A 21,180-nucleotide genomic window follows, 5' to 3' on the forward strand; every position below is an offset into this window, starting at 1 on the left:
CAGCCAAAGGAGCACCCTGAAGATGAATGCACCTGCAATACAGCCTCCTCTTTCCTGGGGAGATAAACGATTCCACACCTGGAATTATGAAATGCGAAACGAGTTCAACAATAAAGTGTTCAAAGTTATGCTTGACGCAGGATTCACTTGCCCAAACCGTGACGGTTCAATTGCCAAGGGCGGATGTACCTTCTGCAGTGCACGGGGATCAGGAGATTTTGCAGGCAGCCGGCGGGATGATCTGGTTACCCAATTTAATACGATTCGGGACAAACAGCACCTCAAATGGCCTACGGCCCAGTACATCGGCTATTTCCAGGCGTATACGAACACATACGCTCCTGTTGAGGAGCTCCGTGAGTATTTTGAAGTAATTTTACAGCAGCCTGGTGTCGTCGGTCTGTCCATTGCCACTCGCCCCGATTGTTTGCCTGATGATGTTGTGGATTACCTGGCCGAACTGAATGAACGTACCTACCTGTGGGTTGAAATGGGACTTCAAACCATCCACGAGTCGACCTCAACGCTCATCAACCGCGCGCATGATACGAAATGTTATGAAGAGGCCGTAGAGAAGCTGCGGAAACGGAATATACGCGTGTGCACACATATCATCTATGGCTTGCCTCAGGAAACGCATGAAATGATGCTGGATACCGGACGCGCAGTAGCCAATATGGATGTGCAAGGCATTAAGATCCATCTGCTGCACCTCATGCGCAAGACGCCGATGGTCAAACAGTATGAAGCCGGGCTTCTTCGATTCCTGGAACAAGACGAGTACATCAAACTGATTGTCGATACACTCGAGATGCTTCCACCGGAAATGATTGTGCACCGCCTCACCGGTGATGCTCCGCGTGATCTGCTGATTGGACCGATGTGGTCCATGAAAAAGTGGGAAGTGCTGAATTCCATAGACCGCGAATTGCGTTTACGTGATTCATGGCAGGGTAAATATTGGAGGGGAGCATAAGATGGGCTTTCTCTCGGTTCTTAGCTGCGCCCATCAATGGGTATCCTCCCGTTTGCAGCCCGGGGATTTTGCCATTGATGCCACAGTAGGTACAGGTGCAGACACCTTGTTTCTAGCACAGCAGGTTGGGAAACGCGGCCAAGTCATCGGTTTTGATATCCAAAATGAAGCGCTAACTCTGGCCCAAGCCAGAATTCGTAAACAGGAAGACGGCTCAAAGCTCGGTTCCATCTCCCTAATGGAGTTAAGCCATGACCGAATGGCTGAAGCTGTTCCCGAGCAATGGCAAGGCCAAGTTGGCGCAGTCATGTTCAACTTGGGATACCTGCCGGCCGAAGGTGCGGATGCTTCTGTTATTACCCAAACGTACAGTACAATTGGGGCATTGGAAGCAGCACTGGGCCTATTGCGACCACGCGGCATAATTACAGCTGTATTGTATCCAGGCCATGAGGGTGGTGCACAGGAGGCAGATGCAGTACTGTCCTGGTGTTCGGCTTTACCTGTTGACCAGGCACAAGTTGTCATGTACCGCCAGCTGCAGCGTGCAGCCTCTCCATTTCTGATTGGCATTGAGAAAAAGTAATTTCCTTTACTCTCCAAATGCCATAAAATAAACACATTAAATAGCACGACATCGCTGTGCATGAATATGGGCCAAGCTCCAACCTCGGCTCGTTTACAATGACGATGCGTGCTTTACATATTTGGCTGCTGCAACCGTATACAATCCGGGATGCACAGGCATGGATTTGATTAAAGCGATTCACCACTTCATATACTAGAGGAGAGATTACGATGTCTAAGCCATACCCACTACAATTTCAACCCGAGTTTAAGGAACGTGTATGGGGAGGTCGGGCGCTGGAGCAATTCGGTCTGACACCACCTGAAGGACATATTGGAGAAGGATGGATGATTGCAGATCATCCTAACGGTACAACCAAAGTCATTAATGGTGAACTTGCAGGTAAAGGTCTGGATGAAGTGCGGGAACAGCTGGGCACTTCGTGGCTCGGAACAAAAGGTGTATCTGAAAAAGGCGGACGCTTCCCCCTCTTGATCAAACTGCTGGACTGCAATGATGATCTATCCGTACAGGTTCATCCGACAGATGATTATGAAGCCCTTCCTCCAGGCGAACTTGGCAAAACAGAAATGTGGTATGTGCTGGACGCGAAACCGGGAGCGCACATCATCTATGGTCTAAACGAAGGAGTCGATCGTGCGGTACTGAAGGAAGCATTGGAGAATGGCACGGTGATGGATACGCTCCGTCAAGTACCGGTTGAAGCGGGAGATACGTTCTTCATCCCTGCCGGAACGGTACATGCTCTGTGCGCAGGAGTAGTCGTTGCCGAGATCCAGCAAAATTCAGATACAACTTATCGGATCTACGATTATAATCGTCCAGGACTGGATGGAAAACCACGCGAGCTGCATGTTGAGGATTCCTTGAATGTGACTGCCTATGAGGGCGCTGGTGCTACCACAATGAAAACGAATAACGCGACACCAGGCGAATGGCTGAAGCTTGCGGAATGCCCTTATTTTGTTGTAGAAAAAGGAATTGTTACGGATCGGTGGGAACTATCTACGCATGCTGACAGTTTCACCATTCTCGTCGTTTGTGAAGGGAACGGAACCTTGGAATGGGACAATGATACTCAGGAAAAAATTGAATTGAGCGCTGGACAATGCTACCTGCTGCCTGCCAATCTTGGAGCTTATACGCTGGATGGCAATACGACAGTTCTTCGTTCTTATCTACCTTAATCAAACCAGTGAAGGAGGGGTTACACGATGCAGGAATCTACGTTTGCCCTTGTGGGTAATGAAGGTACCCGCATTCATGTCTACCGCTGGCTTCCCGATCCGGAATGCCATATCAGAGGCGTTGTACAAATTGCGCACGGTATGGCCGAGACCGCAGCACGATACGCAGAATTGGCCGAGTGTCTTACCAGTCACGGGTATGCTGTCTACGCCAATGACCACCGAGGGCATGGGAAATCTGTCGAGAATCCGAAACTGCTCGGCAATGCCGGAGCAGACGGCTTTCGCTGGATGGCAAGTGATATGATCAATCTCGGTGAGCTCGCATCCAAGGAACATCCGGGAATCCCCTTGTTTCTTATGGGACATAGTATGGGGTCGTTCCTGGTGCAGCATCTGATGTATGCTGGACATGAACGTTACCATGCATTTATATTGTCCGGAACCAATGGGAAGCGTGGTCTTCTCCGATTTGGTGAAAAACTCGCACTCATGCAATGTGGTATCCAGGGTGCGGCACATCCGAGCATGCTGCTTAACGCCATTGTGTTTGGCGGCTTTAACCGTTCCTTCCGTCCAGCAAACACGCCTTTTGATTGGCTATCGCGTGATGCGGACGAAGTTAAACGATTTATCGACGATCCATTGTGCGGGGCCATCTGTACCGCCGGATTCTTTCGTGATTTTTTCAAACTGTTGTTGGAAATCCATACGCCTGAAAACATGAAGCGGATTCCAAAAGATAAAGCAGTGTATCTGTTCTCCGGAGAAATGGACCCTGTTGGACTTAATGGTAAAGGTGTGTATAACCTTGTCTCCCAGTACAGACAGCTACAGATTCAGGATGTAGAATATCGCCTGTACCCCGAAGGACGGCACGAGATGCTGCACGAGACCAATCGTGAAGAAGTATGCTTGCATGTGGTCAACTGGCTAGAGCGTCACACGCCGGGCTCCGAGCAAGACCGCACGAATGACATTCGTGATACACTCGCTGATACGGTCTGACTATCCTTACAAAGCTATAGCAATACGAAAGCCCCTACCTGGAGCACAGCGCAAACTGTGTCCCTTGGTAGGGGCTCTCTGCTAGGTGAATCTATAATGATTGCTAATGTTGTTTCGGTCCGTGTTACCCTTCGATCAGCAAGGATTCTGGATCTTCCAGCAGTTCCTTCACCGTAACGAGAAAGCGTACTGCCTCGCTACCATCGATAATGCGGTGATCGTAAGACAATGCGATATACATCATTGGGCGATTTTCCATACGCTCTGCATCGATCGCCACCGGACGAAGCTGGATCTTATGCATACCGAGAATACCAACTTGAGGAGTATTCAGGATCGGTGTAGACAACAGGGAACCAAATGTTCCGCCATTGGTAATTGTAAACGTACCGCCTTGCAGGTCGGAGAGCGCAAGAGAGTTGGAGCGAGCTTTGGAAGCCAGGTCCGCAATACTCTTCTCAATCTCAGCGAAGCCCAGTCGATCTGCATCGCGAACGACAGGAACAACAAGACCTTCCTTGGCAGACACTGCGATTCCGATGTCGTAATATTTTTTGAGTACAACATCTTCCCCATCAATCTCAGCATTGATGGTTGGGAATTTTTTCAGTGCGCCAACCACGGCTTTGGTAAAGAAAGACATGAATCCCAGGCCGATATCGTGCTTCTCTTTGAACTTGTCCTTACGACGTTTACGAACATCCATGATTGCAGTCATGTCTACTTCGTTAAAGGTTGTCAGCATTGCCGCCGTTTGCTGTGCTTCTACCAGACGCTTCGCAATGGTAGCCCGGCGACGGGACATGCGTTGGCGTTCAACTGGTTTAGCATAAGTAGAACCTCCAGCTGCCGGAGCACTTGCTGGTGCTGCCGGAGCTTTGCTTGCAGGAGCTGGCGTTGAAGCCGGTGCCTGCGTGTTATGACTTTTTACGTCTTCCTGATACACACGTCCAATCGGATCTTTGCTCTGAACCTGATCCAGCTCAATGCCGCGCTCGCGAGCAAGCTTGCGTGCAGCTGGTGAAGCCGTTTTGGTACCATTCTCGGAAGATTCCGGAGCTGCAGCTGCAGGTGGAGTCGCTACTGCTACTGCCACTGCTTCTGGAGCCGGGGCCGCAGCCTGCTGCTGTTCTGCAGCCGGCTGGGAAGCGGGTGCTCCGCTTCCTCCTCCTGTTCCTGCTCCCAGTGTACCAATCGTTTCTCCGATTTCAACCGTCTCGCCTTCCTGGCGAATAATTTTCTCGAGTACTCCACTCTCTTCGGCACTGATTTCGATATTTACTTTATCGGTTTCCAGCTCCAGAAGAACGTCACCCTGATTTACAGTTTCGCCTTCTTTGACAAGCCATCTGGAAACCGTTCCTTCAGTAATCGATTCACCCATTGCAGGTACTTTAATTTCACTCACAGCTGTTACCTCCCCAGTGGAATATTATTCTTCGTCGTTTGCTTCAACGCGGATGTAATAATCTGTTGCTGTTCCATGCTATGCACACTTTGATAACCGCTGGAAGGACTCGCGTGTTCCGGACGGCCTTCGTATCTCACGGTTGTTCCTTCCGGTGCAATAGCGCGCAAGCGAGGTTCCATGTATGTCCAGGCTCCCATGTTTTTGTTCTCTTCCTGAACCCAAACCAGTTCTTTCAGCTTGCTGAAACGTGCAAGTACGCCCTTGATTTCTTCCGCCGGGAACGGATACAGCTGTTCAACACGAATGATGTGAAGCCAGGACCAGTCGGCTTTGTCTTTCTCAAAAGCATCCTCGAGATCGATGGCGATCTTACCACTGCACAGTATGATGCGTTCTACGCGATCCGGTTTGGTTCCAAGCCCTGCTTGTTCAAGTACTGGCTCAAACTTGCCTTCACTGAACGCTGCAGCGGGAGATGCAACACGCGGATTACGAATGAGACTCTTCGGCGACATCAAGACCAGAGGACGTGCATCTTCTGTTTCAGTCAACGAAGCCTGACGGCGCAGCAGATGGAAATACTGGGATGCACTCGTCAAGTTGGCAACCGTCATATTATCTTCTGCACAGAGCTGCAGGAAACGTTCAAGACGGGCACTTGTATGCTCAGGTCCCTGCCCTTCATTGGCATGAGGGAGCAGCATGACCAGACTCGACTTCTGAGACCATTTGGCACGGCCAGCGGATATGAATTGGTCAAAAATAACCTGTGCACAGTTGGCGAAGTCACCAAATTGAGCTTCCCAGATGACAAGCGTATCCGGAGAGTACACGTTATATCCATACTCGAATCCAAGCACCGACTCTTCCGACAGCGGGCTGTTGTAAATGGCAAACGCTGCACGTGCTTGTGGCAGATGATGCAGCGGGCAAAATGTTGTCCCGTTCTCCGAATCATGCAATACCAGATTCCGGTGAGCGAAGGTTGCACGTTCTGCGTCCTGTCCGCTGATCCGAATTGGCTTGCCGTCAGCCAGAATCGTGGCAAATGCCAATGTCTCGGCAAGACTCCAGTCCACTTTTTCGCCCTCGTTCAGGGAAGTGCTGCGACGCTGCAGAATACGCTGCAACTTCGGATATACATTGAAGTTCTCTGGCCATTTCAACAGATCGGCATTAATACTACGCAGATTCTCCAGCGGCACAGCTGTTGGAATAAGTGACACCGCTTCAGGTTGAGTGGCTTTCAGTTGTGACTGCTCATGAACTTCGTTTTTCTTCATTTGTTCATAAGCTTCTTTCAGACGATTCGTTACGGCATCGCGAATGCTGCCAATGGAGGCATCATCAACAACCGCTTCCTGCTTGAGCTGGTCCTGATACAGATGACTCACTGTAGGGTGACTCTTCACTTTTTCATAGACCTTCGGTTGGGTTGTCTCCGGATCATCCGTTTCATTGTGACCATAGCGGCGATAACCGATCAGATCAATCAGGAAATCCTTTTTGAATTTGTTGCGGTACTCTGCTGCCATGCGAATCGCCGCGATACATGCTTCCGGGTTGTCTGCATTCACATGCACAATCGGAATCTCGTAACCTTTGGCAAGGTCACTCGCGTAATAAGTAGAACGGGAATCACTGCTATCGGTTGTAAACCCGAGACGGTTATTCACGATAATATGAATCGTTCCGCCGTTTTGATAGCCCGGGAGTGCTTTGAAATTGAGCGTTTCCGCCACAATGCCTTCACCAGGGAAGGCTGCATCGCCATGCATCAGAATTGTCGCTGCTTTTGTAACGTCCTGTTTCGGATATCCCGGATCACGCCGATCATCCTGCGCCGCACGTGCAAAGCCTTGAACGACAGGGTTAACGTACTCCAGATGACTCGGATTGTTAGCAAGTGTCAGACGAGCCTGTACTGCTTCTCCATCTTTTACAAAGCGGTTCGCACCAAGGTGGTATTTGACATCCCCTGTCCAGCCGTAATTGATTCCTGTCGATCCTTCAGACGGAACCAGATCCTTGTTCGGGGAATGATGGAATTCAGAGAAAATTTTGCTGTATGGTTTACCAAGGACATGAGCAAGCACGTTCAGGCGTCCCCGGTGAGCCATTCCCATCAAAATGTGGCTTGATCCCGAGTGTGCCATAATGCGTACTGCTTCATCCAACATCGGTACGAGCACGTCGTTTCCTTCAATCGAGAAGCGTTTTTGTCCCACAAACGTTTTGTGAAGGAAATCCTCGAACTGCTCCACCTCAACCAGACGTTCCAGCAGTGCCTTCCGTTCATCCTGATTAAGTGGTGCCGGGGAAGTCCGGGATTCAGCACGGCGGTTAAGCCACTCGCGTTCATGAACTTCATGAACATGGCTGAATTCATAAGCGATCGGACCTGTATAGATCTGGCGCAGACGCTGAATGGCATCCCAGCCGTTGGTCGTCTGTCCATCTGCACCTTCCCAGATCAGGGATGCGGGCAGTGCTTTCAAATCTTCTTCATTCAATTCAAAATGCTTCGGTTCCAATAAAGATGTATCTGAATCTTCACTTATGCCAAGCGGATCAATATCCGCGGCAAGGTGACCATAAGTTCGAATATTCCAAACCAGTTTCCCGGCTGTAACCGCTTTCTGTAATAACTGAATATCCACGCTCCCGGAAGCTGTTTGGGCGTTGCCGGAATAAGTGGCTGTATGTGCATCTCTGCCAGGCATCGGCGGAGCACCCCATTGTTCAAACAATTCCCGATATGCGGGTGTAACCGATTCAGGATCTTGAGAGAATAATTCATATTGTTCTTGTACGTATCCCAAATTGGGTCCATAGTAACTTTCCCAGGGCTTCTTGTTGCCTTCCTCGATCGTCATCGACGTTCCCTCCGTCTTGATTTAGTCGTGTTTTTTGACGGAAATCATTGACTAAGCCGTAATTTGCGTTCGTCCAACATTTTAAGCGAAATTTTTCATGAAGTCCAATCATCGTGATGTTGGGGGTAAATAACGTTGTTCCGACGCTCCCGTCAAGGTTTGTCTGCGTTTTCAAAAACATAATAAGAAATAATTGGATATGCCGCCAACGCAGATGTCGAATCGTGTCCGAATCTGGTCGAGGGTTCCATCTAGCTCAATGTAAATCGAATTCGTTTTCTAATGTCTATTCTATAAACTTTTACGCTCAGGAGCATTTCCTATTTTTAGTTCAATTGATGCATAAATTAGATGAATCAGATAAATGAAGCATAAACTCTGCATATCGCAGATAAATCTGTTCCCACGTTTCCGCATTAACCCCCTTTAATATGAATTGTGGTCCATAATCAGCCAAAACAAACCGTCCAGTTAAACATTAACCATTTGAGAACTGATTCAACAAAAAAAGACCGTGAATCGACAGATTCACAGCCTTAACTTCGGTGTACAGTTTCGAATCGGAGTAGCGGGATTTGAACCCACGACCTCACCCACCCCAAGGGTGCGCGCTACCAGGCTGCGCTATACCCCGATAAATCGCAAATTCACGAATTATAATGTGTAGTCTTTTCATATCACCAAATCACTGAATCCTATTACGGGATCCAATCAACATATATCCAAATTATACCTTACGCTCGCTTCACCTGGCAATATATAACATTTTAACTACCTATGGGTTTCTTTAAAAACGCTACCTTACCAATAACAGGGATCCCGATATCCAACTCCCTCTCTTAACTACGTCCATAAATCATATGTAATGCAAATGGGGTTAAGGATAGCTGCTGAACCTGCTCCATTGCAAACCAGGCCGCACCCAATGAATCTTCCCCATCCGGTCCTTTCCTGATCTCACTTGCCTGCTTGTCCGACTTCAACTGCACATCATACAAAATGCCAATATGATGGAGCTCCTCAGGCACCTCCTGATACATCCAATTCACAACAGTGGATTCCGCAGAACGAATGGTCACCAGCACATCTGTAAGTCCCGTTTCTTCTTCAATTTCGCGGTGCAGGGCAGTCTCCGGCTGTTCTCCGAATTCCAGTCTGCCACCAGGAAGATCCCAACACCCTTTATATGCTCCTCGTGCTTTATGAATTAACAATATCTTGTCGCACCATCGAATGAGACCATATACCCCCAAATGTGTATGTTGATTCATGAATGACCCCTTCCTTCATCCGTGAGGTATCTGACTTGTTCCTCCAATTTTCGTATCCGCTTATTCATCTGATAAAACGATGGAGTGAAGATTAACCCCGTTATAATGACGACCACCCAGAGCATACTCAAGGCTTCACACTCCCCTTTTCAGATTCATTTAGCATACAAGGACAAACGAATATCCAGCTCACTTCCTTCGATCAACATGGCCGTTAACCCATGTTCCGAACCGGAACGATGGTTCTCACCGTCCATCCAGAATGCGGCTTCTCCAGCTTGGATAACTGCACGTTCACCCGTTTCACCTTCAACCCAGCCTTCACCTTCAAGCACCAGAAACACCTGCTCGCCTACAGCCGGATGAAGACCCAATTCTCCGCCGCCAGTGAGTTTGAGATAAGACACAAGGCAACCCGAGGTGTTTCGAAGTATTGGCGTAATTTCTGCTCCGCTACTTCCAAAAGCCGTAACGTTTCGCGCATTTTCAGGTGCTACACGATAAATTCTCACTTGTTGCTTTCCTCCGCTAGAGTATCCAAGTCCACCGCCAGGCGGATCATATCCACGCAGCGAATGCCGTCCTCAATAATCTCTTCATCGTAATGTCTTACAAAATAATCCCGATCAACTCCTATAATGCGAAAACCGCAGCGCTGATACAGCTTCAACTGATGAAAACTGGAATTGCCTGTTCCGATCTCGACAGTACGACAGCCCAGCCTGCCTGCTGCTTCAATCGCTTCCTTAATCATGTGCTTGCCGACACCTTGTCCCTGTAATTCTTCCTGAACGGCAATATTAACAATCTCAACAGTCTCGGGCCGGGTCTTAAGCAAAACAAATTCGCCTACCATCTCGCCTTCATATTCGGCGATAAAACATAGACCACGACTTAAATATTCGTCTACTTTGGCTTTGGAGGGATCAGCCATTAGCAAAAGTTCATAGGGCTTCTCCTCTTCCCAATCCAGTATTCGGAACGTTAGTCTCATGCGGATCTCCACCTTTTCATCGTACAATATTCATTTACGGCCCGTTTGCAGAAGCCTATGTATCAGCTTAAACGCTAAATTTGAGATGATTCTCGTCACACGTTGGCACTAGGATCAATAGCGAAATACATCTTGCCCTCTCTATTAATCTGGTCATATTGAAACATCTTATATTCCTATTTACTATAAGTACGTTGATCCATTCTGATTAGAATAATGGCGGACCATCATGCCGCTGGCTCTGCGCATTCCCTGCTTCTGATAGAAAGGCTGCGTTTCGGTATCACATAACAGATCGATCATGTACAAACCCTGAAGCCTCTTCAGCATCCTCTCTGTTAGCGTTGTCCCAATCCCCTTACCTTGGAACTCCGGCACCACTTCCAGCAATGGAATGTATGCACTAAGTACCCCATCCGAAATAGCTTGAATAAAGCCTATGACCTTCCCTGTCTCATCATCCACTGCAAGCTCGGTTGCATACGATTGCTCCAACAGTCTCAAAAAAGTCGCCTTCGACGGTGGATTAGGCCAGCCATCAAAAAAATGTTCGCTCAGTTGTTCCACGCCTATTCCGTCCAAATTCGATCGGTACGAGATTCTCATCGCTCACCCCTCCCTTCAAAAAAAGCAAACCTCATTATATCACAATATATGGATACGTATACATGAAAATGGATGATACATTCTGTTCTAGTCCCTAGTACGCTCTTAACCCTACCGTATTCATGATTTCTTTTGTGAAGTTTTACCGTTTTTCCCCTGCGCTTAGATGCTCATGAATTAACTTCCATTCTCCATCCGGCCCAGCAGCAAACACATTCGTCGCTCGACCGTTCCCGGAAGCCGGCTTCCCTTGGTAAATACCTTCCCAATGATAGGTGTAAATGCAGACAGCCTGTGTCTCACTCACCGCAATCCAAGAGAGATCTTCTGCTGTATATACTTCTTCTTTTACCATGTCCCAAGCCTGTTCAAAATAGGAACGAATGGCTTCCTTTGTGGTGCAGGAGGTGTCTGTAAACCAATACACCGCATCTGCCGAAACCCATTTGCTCACCTCATCAAAATCATGTGTATTCGTTGCTGCGATATATCCCTCAAGTGCTTCTTGGTATCCCATTATGTCATCTCCCTATGGCACTCATAATCATTTTACTGCTCTCTATCTCAATACCGCATCGGTATACATCATAAACGTTTCTTTTAGCGTACGGTTCGTCGACTTTTCCCAAATCAAGCTTCGTTCGAATGTACCTTCTTGAAAGAAGCGCGGGAATCGTTCTGCAAACCAATCCTGCATAGGCAGTTCAAGCGCCTGTTCCACCGGGATCCACAGCAATTCACCTTCAGGTGGATCCTGCAATAATTCACCTTCAAATGAAGTGGCCAGATAATTAAAAACCATATAGCGCAGTCCCTGCTCGGGATCACAAAACTCATCCAACCCTTTGTATGTAATCTCACGGACCTCGAGTCCCGTTTCTTCCTTCACTTCCCTCATGGCTCCGTCCACAATGCTTTCCGGGAAATCCACCTTGCCCCCCGGCGCAATATATCCTGGAAACCCCTTACGATCAGGTCTGTTCATCAACAAAACCTTGCCATTGTGCTTGTCCCACACCATACACGTCGTAAATATGTCAATTCTGGTACTCATCATTATCCTCCTGCCGCTGTTCTCACTTGGTTGTACATTAACATTTCTGGTCATCCCTTGAATTTTCCTGCCTCTTCGCTAGGATAAAAAAACAAAAGCAAAACAGACCTCGAATTTATCTTCGAGGCCTGCTATTAATCCTTTATGATTCAGTCCATACTTGTAATCAATACTCTGCGTTCTTTCCACTCGGCACGACGATAAGCCTGAAGCAGGCCAAATTTGCGAATACTCGCTTTGGGTACCGACTTGTAAGGCAGACCAACTGTGAATTCCTGAGTAAATGGAAAGTAAGAGAGTCCTACTTTATCACCTGAGATCCATTCAGCCCGAATCGGTTCTCTTCCACAGGCATCGAAGGTGCAGCTTAGTCCCTCTGCAAAAAAATCATAGCGCGATGCGGGGGTTCCCGGCTCCTCCATACAGAGAAAAAGGCTTAGCTGATCACAGAATAACATGATCTCCAGGTCACTTTGCAATCTGCGCTTGAGTTCATCTCCTCCGCCGAGCTGCTGCTGCCAATCTTCCTGAAAACGTTGTTCTTTCTTCAAATATTCCCTGATATCGTCATCATCGATAGGGTTAGCACCCAAGGTGTTCTGAAAAAGCTCCGTGTACATCATGCTGCACAATAGCCCGGCATACAGACTTTTTTCACGGACTTCGTCAATTCCTTTTTGGTAAAATACAAAACGCGGACGTAACGGGAAATCCCGAAACGAATACGGGGACTGGCTGTAATCATTCCAAAAAGGTGCGGAATCCAGCTCAATCCAGCCACGGTCGTGTTCTCTTGCTGCAAGTATAAGCTCCTCCCGGTGACGGGAATCAGCAAGCAGTTCATCTTTCCAGTGGGAAGCCATCACGCCGGCTACTTGTCCATGCTCATGCTGTGCGGTCAAAACAAAGTCATGCTCTCTCTCATATACGATCATTTGCTGTCACCCTTCCGCATGGTATACTTCAACTTTTACATATACTGGTATAAATTGTCCCGTTATCACTTCACTTTTTCTTCTTCGCCCGGACGGCATAACAAATTTGCAAATGTAAAGGTGTTGTCAGTTGCCTGAAATTTGGTACACTAAAGATTGTGTCACTGATTACATTACATACAGAAAGCGGGATCTCATGAATTTATACTCTCCTTACATCGAGTTTAACCGCAAGGAATGGGCTGAACTGAAAGAACATCAGACCACCCTTCCACTGACGGAAGCCGAATTGGAACAACTAAAGGGATTGAATGAAGAAGTATCCATTCAGGAAGTGGAGGATATTTATTTACCACTTACCCACTTTATTGACTTATATGCAAGAGTTTCACGTGAATTGAATCGATTAACGGCTTCTTTTTTGAAAAAGGAACAATCTCCCGCTCCCTACATCATCGGAATTGGGGGCAGTGTTGCCGTGGGCAAAAGTACGACAGCTCGTTTGCTCCAGGCCATGCTCGCCAGAGGTAAAAACAAACCCAAGGTTGACCTCGTTACGACCGACGGTTTTCTATATCCCAATGCCATACTTGAAGAGAAAGGCATCATGAACCGGAAGGGATTCCCCGAAAGTTATGATATCAAATCTCTTATTCAGTTCATGGGCGATGTAAAATCGGGAAAACCTGAAGTAAAAGCTCCAGTGTACTCCCACCTTGCTTATGATGTCATTCAAGGAGAAGAGCAAACGATCTGCCAACCGGACATTCTGATTATTGAAGGCATTAACGTTCTGCAGGTGAAAAAGGAAACACCGCTGCTTGTCAGCGATTTTTTTGACTTTTCCATCTATATTGATGCAGAAGAGGAGCACATCCGTCATTGGTACATTGAACGTTTCAAGCTGCTGCGCAGCACCGCATTTCAGAATGCAGATTCCTTCTTCCATGACCGCTTTGCCAACATTGGTGAAGAGGAAGCTGTACTGACGGCCAGTCAGATCTGGCAGGACATTAACGCCAAGAATCTGCACGAGAACATTTTGCCAACCAAGGGACGTGCCAGACTGATCCTAAGAAAAGAAGCCGACCACTCGATTCAGCACATTAAACTGCGCAAACTTTGATTGCTGTCAGCAAGCTGTATCGATGATCAAACTACCCCTCTACTAAAGGAGACAATAGCCTATGCAAACCTTGGTTGTACTCGGTAGTATCATGATGTTTCTCGCCGTAGCTCTCGGAGCATTCGGTGCTCACGCGCTCAAGCGAAAATTATCTGCAGATATGATCAAAATATACGAAACCGGAGTTCAGTATCACATTGCCCACGGTCTCGGATTGATCCTTCTAGGCTCGATTGCGGACCGCCTGGAACAGTCTTCGCTCATTATGGCAGCCGGATGGCTGCTGTTCGCAGGCATCCTCCTATTTTCGGGCAGTCTCTATGCACTAAGCATAACGGGTGTCCGCAAACTTGGTGCGATCACTCCGCTTGGCGGAGTCGCATTCCTTGCCGGATGGGTCATGGTCATCATTGCCGTTCTGTAATACAGAACGGATTGTAAACGAAAAAGAGTGTTCTAGCCGATGTAGATGATCGCTGGAGCACTCTTTGTTGTTTAATCTGTCCATATTCTGCGAATGGAAGGTGGCCCCTGCTCTCCTCGCTGTCGTTCCAGCACATATACATCGGGATTGGTTAGCAGCCTCCACTCTTCATAACCAAAGGACCTTTGATAATGGCGAAGGAGCAGAGATAGTATGTTGCCATGAGTTATAACAGCCACAGATTGCTCCGGGCGACTCCAGCATTCCTCCAGCACTTCCATCCCACGTGCGGTCGCGATGCTTGACGACTCTCCGCCTTCTTCTGCGAAGTTCTCATCCGTATATGTCCGTTCAAGTACTTCCATCCAGTTCTCCAGATGGCGAGTGCTCAGCACTCTTTCCTGAAGACGCTCATCGGTATGTATATGTTGAGATGCAGCTCTGGCGAGCGGGGCTGCCGTCTGGAGCGCTCTTTTCCACGGACTGGACACAATGTAAGCTATGGAATGAACAGCAAGTTTCTCCGCCAAACGCTCTGCCTGACGAAGACCATCATCTGTAAGTTCTGCATTCGGTTCCTGTCCTGTTGCCTTGGCGTGACGAATGAGGTAGATCGATTGCAGGATTCTCCCCTCCTCTGGTACAGCTCATCCGGACATCGTGTCGAGATACCGAAGAGCAGCCTTCATTTTCTCCTGATCTTCCAATTGTCCTCCTGAACTCAAAAATGTAACCTGCTCCTCCGGTCTCTTCCCATGCTGCTCCGTCAACTCTAGCAAATGCTTCAGACGGTTGACCGTGCCTGCGCTGCCATCAATAATCTGTACATGTTCCGGAAGTACAGTCCGGAGGATATGTGAATAGAACGGATAATGTGTACAACCAAGTACAACCGTACCGTATGAATCCAGATCCAGATCAGCCAGTTTCCGGCGAAAATACGCAGCACTTTTTTCCGGATCAAAATCCAGCTGTTCACACCATTCCACCAGTTCAGGCAGTGGCATGGAATCCACACTGTGATGGTCATCCACGCGGGATACAAGTTCGTTATATTTGCTCTGACTCAAGGTTAATGGCGTTGCAAATACAAGAACTCTCCTCCCGCTTTCACGGTTCATCTCTACAGCCGGCTTCACCGCAGGCTCCATTCCGATGACAGGGATATCATACCTGGCACGCAAATCCTTAACCGCTAGACTTGTCGCCGTGTTGCAGGCAACCACGATAGCTTTTACATGTTCCCGCACGATCGCTTCCGCGCAATCAAAGATATGCCCTCTTACTTCATCAGCCGATTTGGTTCCGTAGGGGACATGAAGCGTATCTGCATAATACAAAAACTGTTCTTCAGGCAGCTGCTGCAAAGCTTCATGCAGGACGGTTAAACCGCCGATGCCCGAGTCAAAAAATGCAATTTTCTTATTCAAGGGTTTCACCTCTATAACGTATTCTTTTGGGTACCAGGTCCAGGAACCTGTATTTCCTGCTCATGATGACTGGAGGTGAGGATTGTTGTTGAGAATTACTATTCTTCACTCATTTTATACTGTCTAAGCCAGTCTTTGCCACTGTTCCACTCGTTCACGGAATTCTGCTCCCCGAGCATCTCCGTACTTGCCTGAGCCATAATCCATTCCCTTAGGCCGTTATCGGAGCTGGACTCCAGTTTCTGTAAAAGAACATCCAGCCCTTCCTCACCGGTGTTCAGGATTAATCCATATGCCTCCCGGTTACCTGCAATATAATCGTTAGGATTACTGCTGCTCATGATTACAGATTCATTAACCATCTCCTGCAGGCTGTGCTCAATCATCCCTGATATACTCTGTTCCTCGGTCTGGACCGAGCACGCTCCCACCACAAATACAATACTCAGGGATACCAGGCTGCGTACCAAATGTTTACGTATCATCGGACCACGCCTTTCAACAAAAGTTTAACGAAACAGGGAGCTGCCATCCATTTCCCAGTATCGCTGCTCCTCTGGCACACGATCCAGGAAATCCACATAGGATCCAATCCAGCCTTGAGGCATGTAATGTTCGAAAGACGCCGGCTCGGGAAACATGGAGCAAAACTGCCTTTGGTCAAAATCCACAAGGAATGACGGTACAAACTTCAACCACTCGTCATCTTCTGGATGATGCTTCCTAAATTCATAGAGACAGTCTTGCAGCTCTGCGGCCGTTACCCGCTCGTCCTGAATGGCATGAAGGAATGCTGCAGCGGTTTCCTCGTTCAGTATTTCGATGCCGAACCGTTCCTCCATCTCCACATTCAAAAACCAGTACTCCCGCTCAGTTACATACCAGCAAAACGTTCCACGAAACTGGACTCCCGTAATGGTATTCTGCGCATATTCAGGTTCTGTCTTCATAATTATACTCCTCCCGGTAAATACGGATATGAGCTTCAATGACATGTTGCAGATCCTTTTGTACATATGTCCGAATCACCGGGTTCACCCTCTATGACGAAGTCGTTATGCTGAAATCCATGCCGTATTGATACAGTCCCAGTTTGCGGGCCACCTGCTGCGAGGAAAGATTGTCCCAGGATGTACTGTAGAGAGGAATGCGTCCGCTCTCTTGCACGTGGTACTGCCAGCATTTGACCGTCTCCACCCCATATCCATGTCCTCGGTACGCAGGAATGGTATGCAGACTCGCTTCTGCGCCCAGCTCCGAAGTTCGGGCAGAGCAGCATACGGCTACGGCGGAATCTCCAATAACATAAGCAACTACAGGTGCTTTTGCATGCAATCGCCCGATGAGATCGGGAAAATGCTCTTCCAGCAAAAACGTTTGATGGCGGTCAATAAGCTGCACACGTGAATGCCACTTGTCCCATTTCTCCCGGAAGACAAATGCAGGTCCCATCCATAGATGCTTGACGGGCTTATAAGCCTCGATCGTCCCTAGCAGCTTCGGAATGTCAAGCGGAAGCTTCGCTTCAGTCGCCAGCTGATCCGTAAGGTTTGGCGGCAGGTGCTCATGGTAATAAGGCAGAAGTCCAGCAGAAGTCATGCCAATAAACAAGGCAGGCGCATGCCCGCCTTCCGGTTCGTTAATACCAGTCAGACGCTGCTGCATGTTCATCGTATATAAGGTCTGTGCCTGTATTTTCATCAAGTCAGACGGTTCAATATTGAATAGGCGATCCATATTATTTAACCAGCCTTAGTAATAACCGCTCGCCTTCACTTCGTTTATGAACGGACTTTTCCAGAAACTCGGGCAGTTGCCGCAATTCAGCCGGACGATATCCGGGCCCGCAGCCACAACTATGGTAGGTGAATCCGTGGCGATAAAGAATCGCTACCTTCTTCCATTGTTTCAGATCGCTTTGCTTCGGTGCTCTAAAATCTTGTCCCATGCTAACCATGGGTGCCGCACACTGCGGGCATTTAAATTCAAGCCTTTCATACACTTCAGGAGCGAGATCATGTCTCGATATTTGCTTAAATGATTTGCGGCAGTCGAAACAGGCATATGTGTCTTTGTATGGTCCTGACATGGCATATCTGCACAAAGAACTGCACCTCCCTCATTAATTTCCATTATACGGTATATTCCAGGGAGATACGAATGCAAACTGGTCATTCCTAATGGGGAATATACTGAACTGAATTTTTTGATCCATCATTCACCAGTAATACATTCATCCTGTCTTACCGCCAGCTTCCAGGCTTCACCGAGTTCCATCACGGATGCAAAGCGACGGGCTCGATCAGGATCTACTGCTCGAATTACAACCTGATATAAGGCTTCTCCAGCATTCCACTTGGCATATGAGCGATCCTTCTCTCCACCAAGCAGTACGAATGCCGCGGCACCCATGTTGAATACATTAGTTACTCCATCAATGGGAGCACCGAGCTCAAACTCCTCAGGAGACATGAAGCGGGATGAGCCCCACATGCGTCCCATGGTATTGGTAAGTGAACCCTTCTGATACAGGTCGATATCACAAATCTTGATCCTATTTTGTTCAAAATCATAGATCAGACTGCCATCGTAGAAATCAACAGCCACATACCCTTTTCGTTCCACCTCAATATGAAAATTCAAGATCTGCTCCATCGCCTGAATCTGCATCTTAATAGGGAGTTGCCTGAAACGATAATACGGTGAATGCGGATCTTCATATTTCGCTGGAGCCGGAAAATACCATTGGGAATGCAGACATTCTCCATCCACCCAATCAAATACACAGACATAACCCCGTTCCGTTGCAAAATGGTCTCTTAGTCGAATCAGGGCGTCATGCTTCAAATCCTCGTAGACTGAAACAGAAGACATCAAACTTCGGATGGCTTCCTGCGGACTATTGAGTGTATTCGCATGAATGGTACGTGCTCCCGCATATTTTACAAAGAGCCTTGTTCCGTCCTGCTGCATGATACCAAAGGATATATTTCCGGAATCCTGCTGATCAAATACGCGAAATACCTTGCCCAGTGGCCGTAACCATTCGAAAGAATGGGACTCTTGTAATACGAAGGCATGCCCGTCTACTTCCAGATGAACTGCCTCTATCATATGGAACTCACAGTTGGATAAACGTATGTCATATGGGCTTCATCATAACCTTGTCCCCCAACTTCAAGAGCATAATTCTCTATGCCATACGTTTCGAATCCGTACTTTTCGTATAACCGTCTGGCTGATTCATTTATCGTAACCACGCTTAGATTAATTTGCCTGATGCCCTCCAATGTCTCTCCCCGCTTCAATACTTCTCGAAGTAACCTTGAAGCAAGTCCATATCCCCGATATTGCGGAGCCACGTATACACCCCAGATGAATCCTTTGTGCCTGAGTTTGAGGCCGTATTCTCTCTTGAAACCCATCATTCCAACCAGTGTTCCTTCTGCGGTATAAGCTCCAAGGATGTAATCATCGGGCTCGTTATGTATGCGATCCTGCACTTCATTCATGGGAAGCTGAACGGACAACTCGTATGATGCTCCGAAGGACTCCGGATGATTTTTCAGCGCCTCCAGACGCAAAGACCAGTATTGATCCGCTTCATCACGCCGAATATTGCGAATAGTGAACATGCTCTGCTTGATATCTTCGCTCATTCTTCGATCACTCCTTGCATCTCGTAAGGATAGTCGATCTGCCACTTCACATTCTCGGCTGCCTCCCGTCCGGCAAGCAATCCCAGTACGTAAATTCCGAGATCAATTGACGTCGCGACACCACCGGCCGTAATGACATTTCCGTCCTTGACAATCCGGGCCTGGATGACCTCGTCTGCGTACGGCTGCAGTAGATCATACACATTAGGATGAGTCGTAGCCTTCTTACCAGAAAGAAAACCAGCCGCACCGAGCAGCAAAGAGCCCGTACATACCGACACCTTCATCGGAACCTTCTCCGCCTGTTTCAGCCATCCCACGAAAGCCTCATCAAACCGAAGTTTGCGCGTACCCATGCCACCAGGAACAAAAACCATATCGTACTCACCCAAGTCCGGCTTCACTCGATCCACCTGGAGCGCTAATCCGGATTCGTCCGTGACCTGATCGGTCATCGCGCATGTTTCCCATGTACTGCCCTTGGTTGGTTCAAAGAAATTCAGCCGGTTGATCACATCATAAAACCCTGCAAAATCAAGAAAAGTTAAACCATCAAACAAAACAAAAGCAATTTTCAACGTGAAAACCTCCCATGTTTTTATTTCGACGCGTCTCGTTCCATCGCTTCCTTCACCCAATCACGATAACTTCGAACAAGCTCAAGCCCTCCTGACTTAAATTTATAAGGTCTGCCCTATTTCAGAGCACGCGCAATAATCCACTCCAACCACTTCCACGGAAGCAGCGTTTTGCCAACAATGAGCACACGAGATCCTTTGCCGAGTGCATAGCGGAGCCGGGGTGCACGCATCCGTGCAATACGGGCGATCAGGTCAGCCACTTCCTGCGGATCGGGCGCAGTCTGACCTGCATGTGCAGAATAACGAAGCACCGCATCCAGTTTTTCTTTATAAGGGGAGTTATCATCGCGGTGAATTTCACCCAGTCCTTTATTCCAAATGGGTGTGCGATACGCTCCCGGCTCAACCAGGACTACCCTTACGCCAAATGAAGCCATTTCATGCCGAAGACTTTCGGTGAAACCCTCCACGGCAAACTTGGAAGCAGCATAAGGCGCATAGCCCGGGAACCCCGACAAACCGCTGACGCTGGAGAGATTGATGATGAGTCCCCGCTTCTGTTCACGCATCACCGGAAGCACCGCACGCGTCACTGCAATGAGACCGAAGAGATTTGTCTCCATTTGCCGCCGCCAATCGTCCATGGTTACTTCCTCAATGAAACCACCAATCGCAAATCCTGCATTGTTTACCAGCATGTCAATTCGCCCATACATCTGAAGCACGGCCGCCACAGCCGCCTGTACCGAATCTGAATCCGTCACATCCAGACACATATAATGCAATCGATCCGCAATGCCTGCTTGTTCTGCCAGCTGGACTAATTGTTCATTCCGGCTCAGATCGCGCATGGTTGCGGCAACCCGGTATCCCTGCTTGGCAAGTGTAATCGCAGTAAGCATGCCGAACCCACTCGAGGTGCCTGTAATTAACGCTACAGGTGCAGTCTCCCCCTTAGTGTTCTGTACCATCTCCCCGTCCACCTTCCTCCATTGAATCGATTAGCTTCTCCATTTCTACCATCACATGACTGAACATAGCGGAATATCCGCT

At 48.2% G+C, this 21,180-nt stretch carries 25 protein-coding genes and 1 tRNA gene; 6 read left to right on the plus strand and 20 right to left on the minus strand.

Annotated elements, in window-relative coordinates; all coding sequences use genetic code 11:
• Nucleotides 1–22 precede the first annotated feature (22 nt).
• The 4 genes from CHH60_RS10405 to CHH60_RS10420 all read left to right on the plus strand — a co-directional run bounded on the left by CHH60_RS10405 (nucleotide 23) and on the right by CHH60_RS10420 (nucleotide 3,760).
• Nucleotides 23–976 (plus strand): TIGR01212 family radical SAM protein, encoded by a 954-nt coding sequence (locus CHH60_RS10405; RefSeq protein ID WP_095359135.1) that lies wholly within the window; start codon nucleotides 23–25, stop codon nucleotides 974–976.
• Between the two features lies 1 nt (nucleotide 977).
• Complete coding sequence (locus CHH60_RS10410; protein WP_095359136.1) at nucleotides 978–1,562, plus strand: class I SAM-dependent methyltransferase; 585 nt, start codon at nucleotides 978–980, stop codon at nucleotides 1,560–1,562.
• Between the two features lie 212 nt (nucleotides 1,563–1,774).
• Nucleotides 1,775–2,752, plus strand: a complete 978-nt coding sequence (locus CHH60_RS10415; protein WP_095288348.1) for a type I phosphomannose isomerase catalytic subunit — start codon at nucleotides 1,775–1,777, stop codon at nucleotides 2,750–2,752.
• Nucleotides 2,753–2,779: 27 nt separating this feature from the next.
• Complete coding sequence (locus tag CHH60_RS10420; protein ID WP_095359137.1) at nucleotides 2,780–3,760, plus strand: alpha/beta fold hydrolase; 981 nt, start codon at nucleotides 2,780–2,782, stop codon at nucleotides 3,758–3,760.
• Between the two features lie 124 nt (nucleotides 3,761–3,884).
• Here the strand turns inward: CHH60_RS10420 and odhB are convergent, their stop codons facing one another.
• The 10 genes from odhB to CHH60_RS10470 form a co-directional block, all read right to left on the minus strand.
• Complete coding sequence (gene odhB, locus CHH60_RS10425) at nucleotides 3,885–5,168, minus strand: 2-oxoglutarate dehydrogenase complex dihydrolipoyllysine-residue succinyltransferase (protein ID WP_095359138.1); 1,284 nt, start codon at nucleotides 5,166–5,168, stop codon at nucleotides 3,885–3,887.
• 5 nt (nucleotides 5,169–5,173) lie between these two features.
• Nucleotides 5,174–8,047 carry a 2-oxoglutarate dehydrogenase E1 component gene (locus CHH60_RS10430; protein WP_095359139.1) on the minus strand — a complete coding sequence of 958 codons (2,874 nt, stop codon included), beginning with the start codon at nucleotides 8,045–8,047 and terminating at the stop codon, nucleotides 5,174–5,176.
• A gap of 560 nt (nucleotides 8,048–8,607) precedes the next feature.
• A tRNA-Pro gene (locus CHH60_RS10435) sits at nucleotides 8,608–8,681 on the minus strand.
• 205 nt (nucleotides 8,682–8,886) lie between these two features.
• Nucleotides 8,887–9,318, minus strand: a complete 432-nt coding sequence (locus tag CHH60_RS10440; protein ID WP_095359140.1) for an NUDIX domain-containing protein — start codon at nucleotides 9,316–9,318, stop codon at nucleotides 8,887–8,889.
• Nucleotides 9,319–9,473: 155 nt separating this feature from the next.
• A complete protein-coding gene (locus CHH60_RS10445; protein ID WP_095359141.1) occupies nucleotides 9,474–9,830 on the minus strand; it encodes a cupin domain-containing protein in 357 nt (118 codons plus the stop codon).
• Entirely contained in the window at nucleotides 9,827–10,312 is a 486-nt protein-coding gene (locus CHH60_RS10450) for a GNAT family N-acetyltransferase (RefSeq protein WP_095359142.1), read from the minus strand. The genes CHH60_RS10445 and CHH60_RS10450 overlap by 4 nt, the downstream gene beginning before the upstream one ends.
• Nucleotides 10,313–10,495: 183 nt before the next feature.
• Complete coding sequence (locus CHH60_RS10455) at nucleotides 10,496–10,918, minus strand: GNAT family N-acetyltransferase (protein WP_095359143.1); 423 nt, start codon at nucleotides 10,916–10,918, stop codon at nucleotides 10,496–10,498.
• Nucleotides 10,919–11,060: 142 nt separating this feature from the next.
• On the minus strand, nucleotides 11,061–11,435 hold the full coding sequence (locus CHH60_RS10460; RefSeq protein WP_095359144.1) for a YybH family protein: 375 nt from the start codon (nucleotides 11,433–11,435) through the stop codon (nucleotides 11,061–11,063).
• 42 nt (nucleotides 11,436–11,477) lie between these two features.
• Complete coding sequence (locus CHH60_RS10465) at nucleotides 11,478–11,972, minus strand: 8-oxo-dGTP diphosphatase (protein ID WP_095359145.1); 495 nt, start codon at nucleotides 11,970–11,972, stop codon at nucleotides 11,478–11,480.
• A gap of 149 nt (nucleotides 11,973–12,121) precedes the next feature.
• Nucleotides 12,122–12,907, minus strand: coding sequence for a DUF3891 family protein (locus tag CHH60_RS10470; protein ID WP_095359146.1), 786 nt, complete (start codon nucleotides 12,905–12,907; stop codon nucleotides 12,122–12,124).
• A 196-nt stretch (nucleotides 12,908–13,103) separates the two neighbouring features.
• Here CHH60_RS10470 and coaA point away from each other — a divergent pair, with 196 nt between their 5' ends.
• Both coaA and CHH60_RS10480 read left to right on the plus strand, forming a co-directional pair.
• A complete protein-coding gene (coaA, locus tag CHH60_RS10475; RefSeq protein ID WP_095359147.1) occupies nucleotides 13,104–14,033 on the plus strand; it encodes a type I pantothenate kinase in 930 nt (309 codons plus the stop codon).
• A gap of 61 nt (nucleotides 14,034–14,094) precedes the next feature.
• Entirely contained in the window at nucleotides 14,095–14,457 is a 363-nt protein-coding gene (locus tag CHH60_RS10480; protein WP_095359148.1) for a DUF423 domain-containing protein, read from the plus strand.
• Nucleotides 14,458–14,528: 71 nt separating this feature from the next.
• Here the strand turns inward: CHH60_RS10480 and CHH60_RS10485 are convergent, their stop codons facing one another.
• The 10 genes from CHH60_RS10485 to CHH60_RS10530 form a co-directional block, all read right to left on the minus strand.
• Nucleotides 14,529–15,083 (minus strand): histidine phosphatase family protein, encoded by a 555-nt coding sequence (locus CHH60_RS10485; protein WP_369680181.1) that lies wholly within the window; start codon nucleotides 15,081–15,083, stop codon nucleotides 14,529–14,531.
• 21 nt (nucleotides 15,084–15,104) lie between these two features.
• Nucleotides 15,105–15,887: a glutamate racemase gene (murI, locus tag CHH60_RS10490; RefSeq protein ID WP_095359150.1), complete on the minus strand. Its 783-nt coding sequence runs from the start codon at nucleotides 15,885–15,887 to the stop codon at nucleotides 15,105–15,107.
• A gap of 98 nt (nucleotides 15,888–15,985) precedes the next feature.
• A complete protein-coding gene (locus CHH60_RS10495; RefSeq protein ID WP_095359151.1) occupies nucleotides 15,986–16,372 on the minus strand; it encodes a hypothetical protein in 387 nt (128 codons plus the stop codon).
• A 24-nt stretch (nucleotides 16,373–16,396) separates the two neighbouring features.
• On the minus strand, nucleotides 16,397–16,837 hold the full coding sequence (locus tag CHH60_RS10500) for a hypothetical protein (protein WP_095359152.1): 441 nt from the start codon (nucleotides 16,835–16,837) through the stop codon (nucleotides 16,397–16,399).
• Between the two features lie 91 nt (nucleotides 16,838–16,928).
• Nucleotides 16,929–17,624: a GNAT family N-acetyltransferase gene (locus tag CHH60_RS10505; RefSeq protein ID WP_095359153.1), complete on the minus strand. Its 696-nt coding sequence runs from the start codon at nucleotides 17,622–17,624 to the stop codon at nucleotides 16,929–16,931.
• Nucleotide 17,625: 1 nt separating this feature from the next.
• Nucleotides 17,626–17,991, minus strand: coding sequence for a hypothetical protein (locus tag CHH60_RS10510; protein WP_095359154.1), 366 nt, complete (start codon nucleotides 17,989–17,991; stop codon nucleotides 17,626–17,628).
• A 110-nt stretch (nucleotides 17,992–18,101) separates the two neighbouring features.
• Nucleotides 18,102–19,001, minus strand: coding sequence for a serine/threonine-protein kinase (locus CHH60_RS10515; protein ID WP_095359155.1), 900 nt, complete (start codon nucleotides 18,999–19,001; stop codon nucleotides 18,102–18,104).
• Entirely contained in the window at nucleotides 18,998–19,546 is a 549-nt protein-coding gene (locus CHH60_RS10520) for a GNAT family N-acetyltransferase (protein WP_255247886.1), read from the minus strand. Before CHH60_RS10520 ends, CHH60_RS10515 begins: the two co-directional genes overlap by 4 nt.
• The gene (locus CHH60_RS10525; RefSeq protein ID WP_095359231.1) at nucleotides 19,543–20,124 is read right to left on the minus strand and encodes a DJ-1/PfpI family protein; all 582 of its coding nucleotides are present in this window, start codon (nucleotides 20,122–20,124) and stop codon (nucleotides 19,543–19,545) included. Before CHH60_RS10525 ends, CHH60_RS10520 begins: the two co-directional genes overlap by 4 nt.
• A 116-nt stretch (nucleotides 20,125–20,240) precedes the next feature.
• Nucleotides 20,241–21,098, minus strand: coding sequence for an SDR family oxidoreductase (locus CHH60_RS10530; RefSeq protein ID WP_095359156.1), 858 nt, complete (start codon nucleotides 21,096–21,098; stop codon nucleotides 20,241–20,243).
• Between the last annotated feature and the right edge of the window lie 82 nt (nucleotides 21,099–21,180).

It is taken from the genome of Paenibacillus sp. 7523-1 (genome assembly GCF_002276415.1).
Classification (GTDB): Bacteria; Bacillota; Bacilli; order Paenibacillales; family Paenibacillaceae; genus Paenibacillus; species Paenibacillus illinoisensis_A.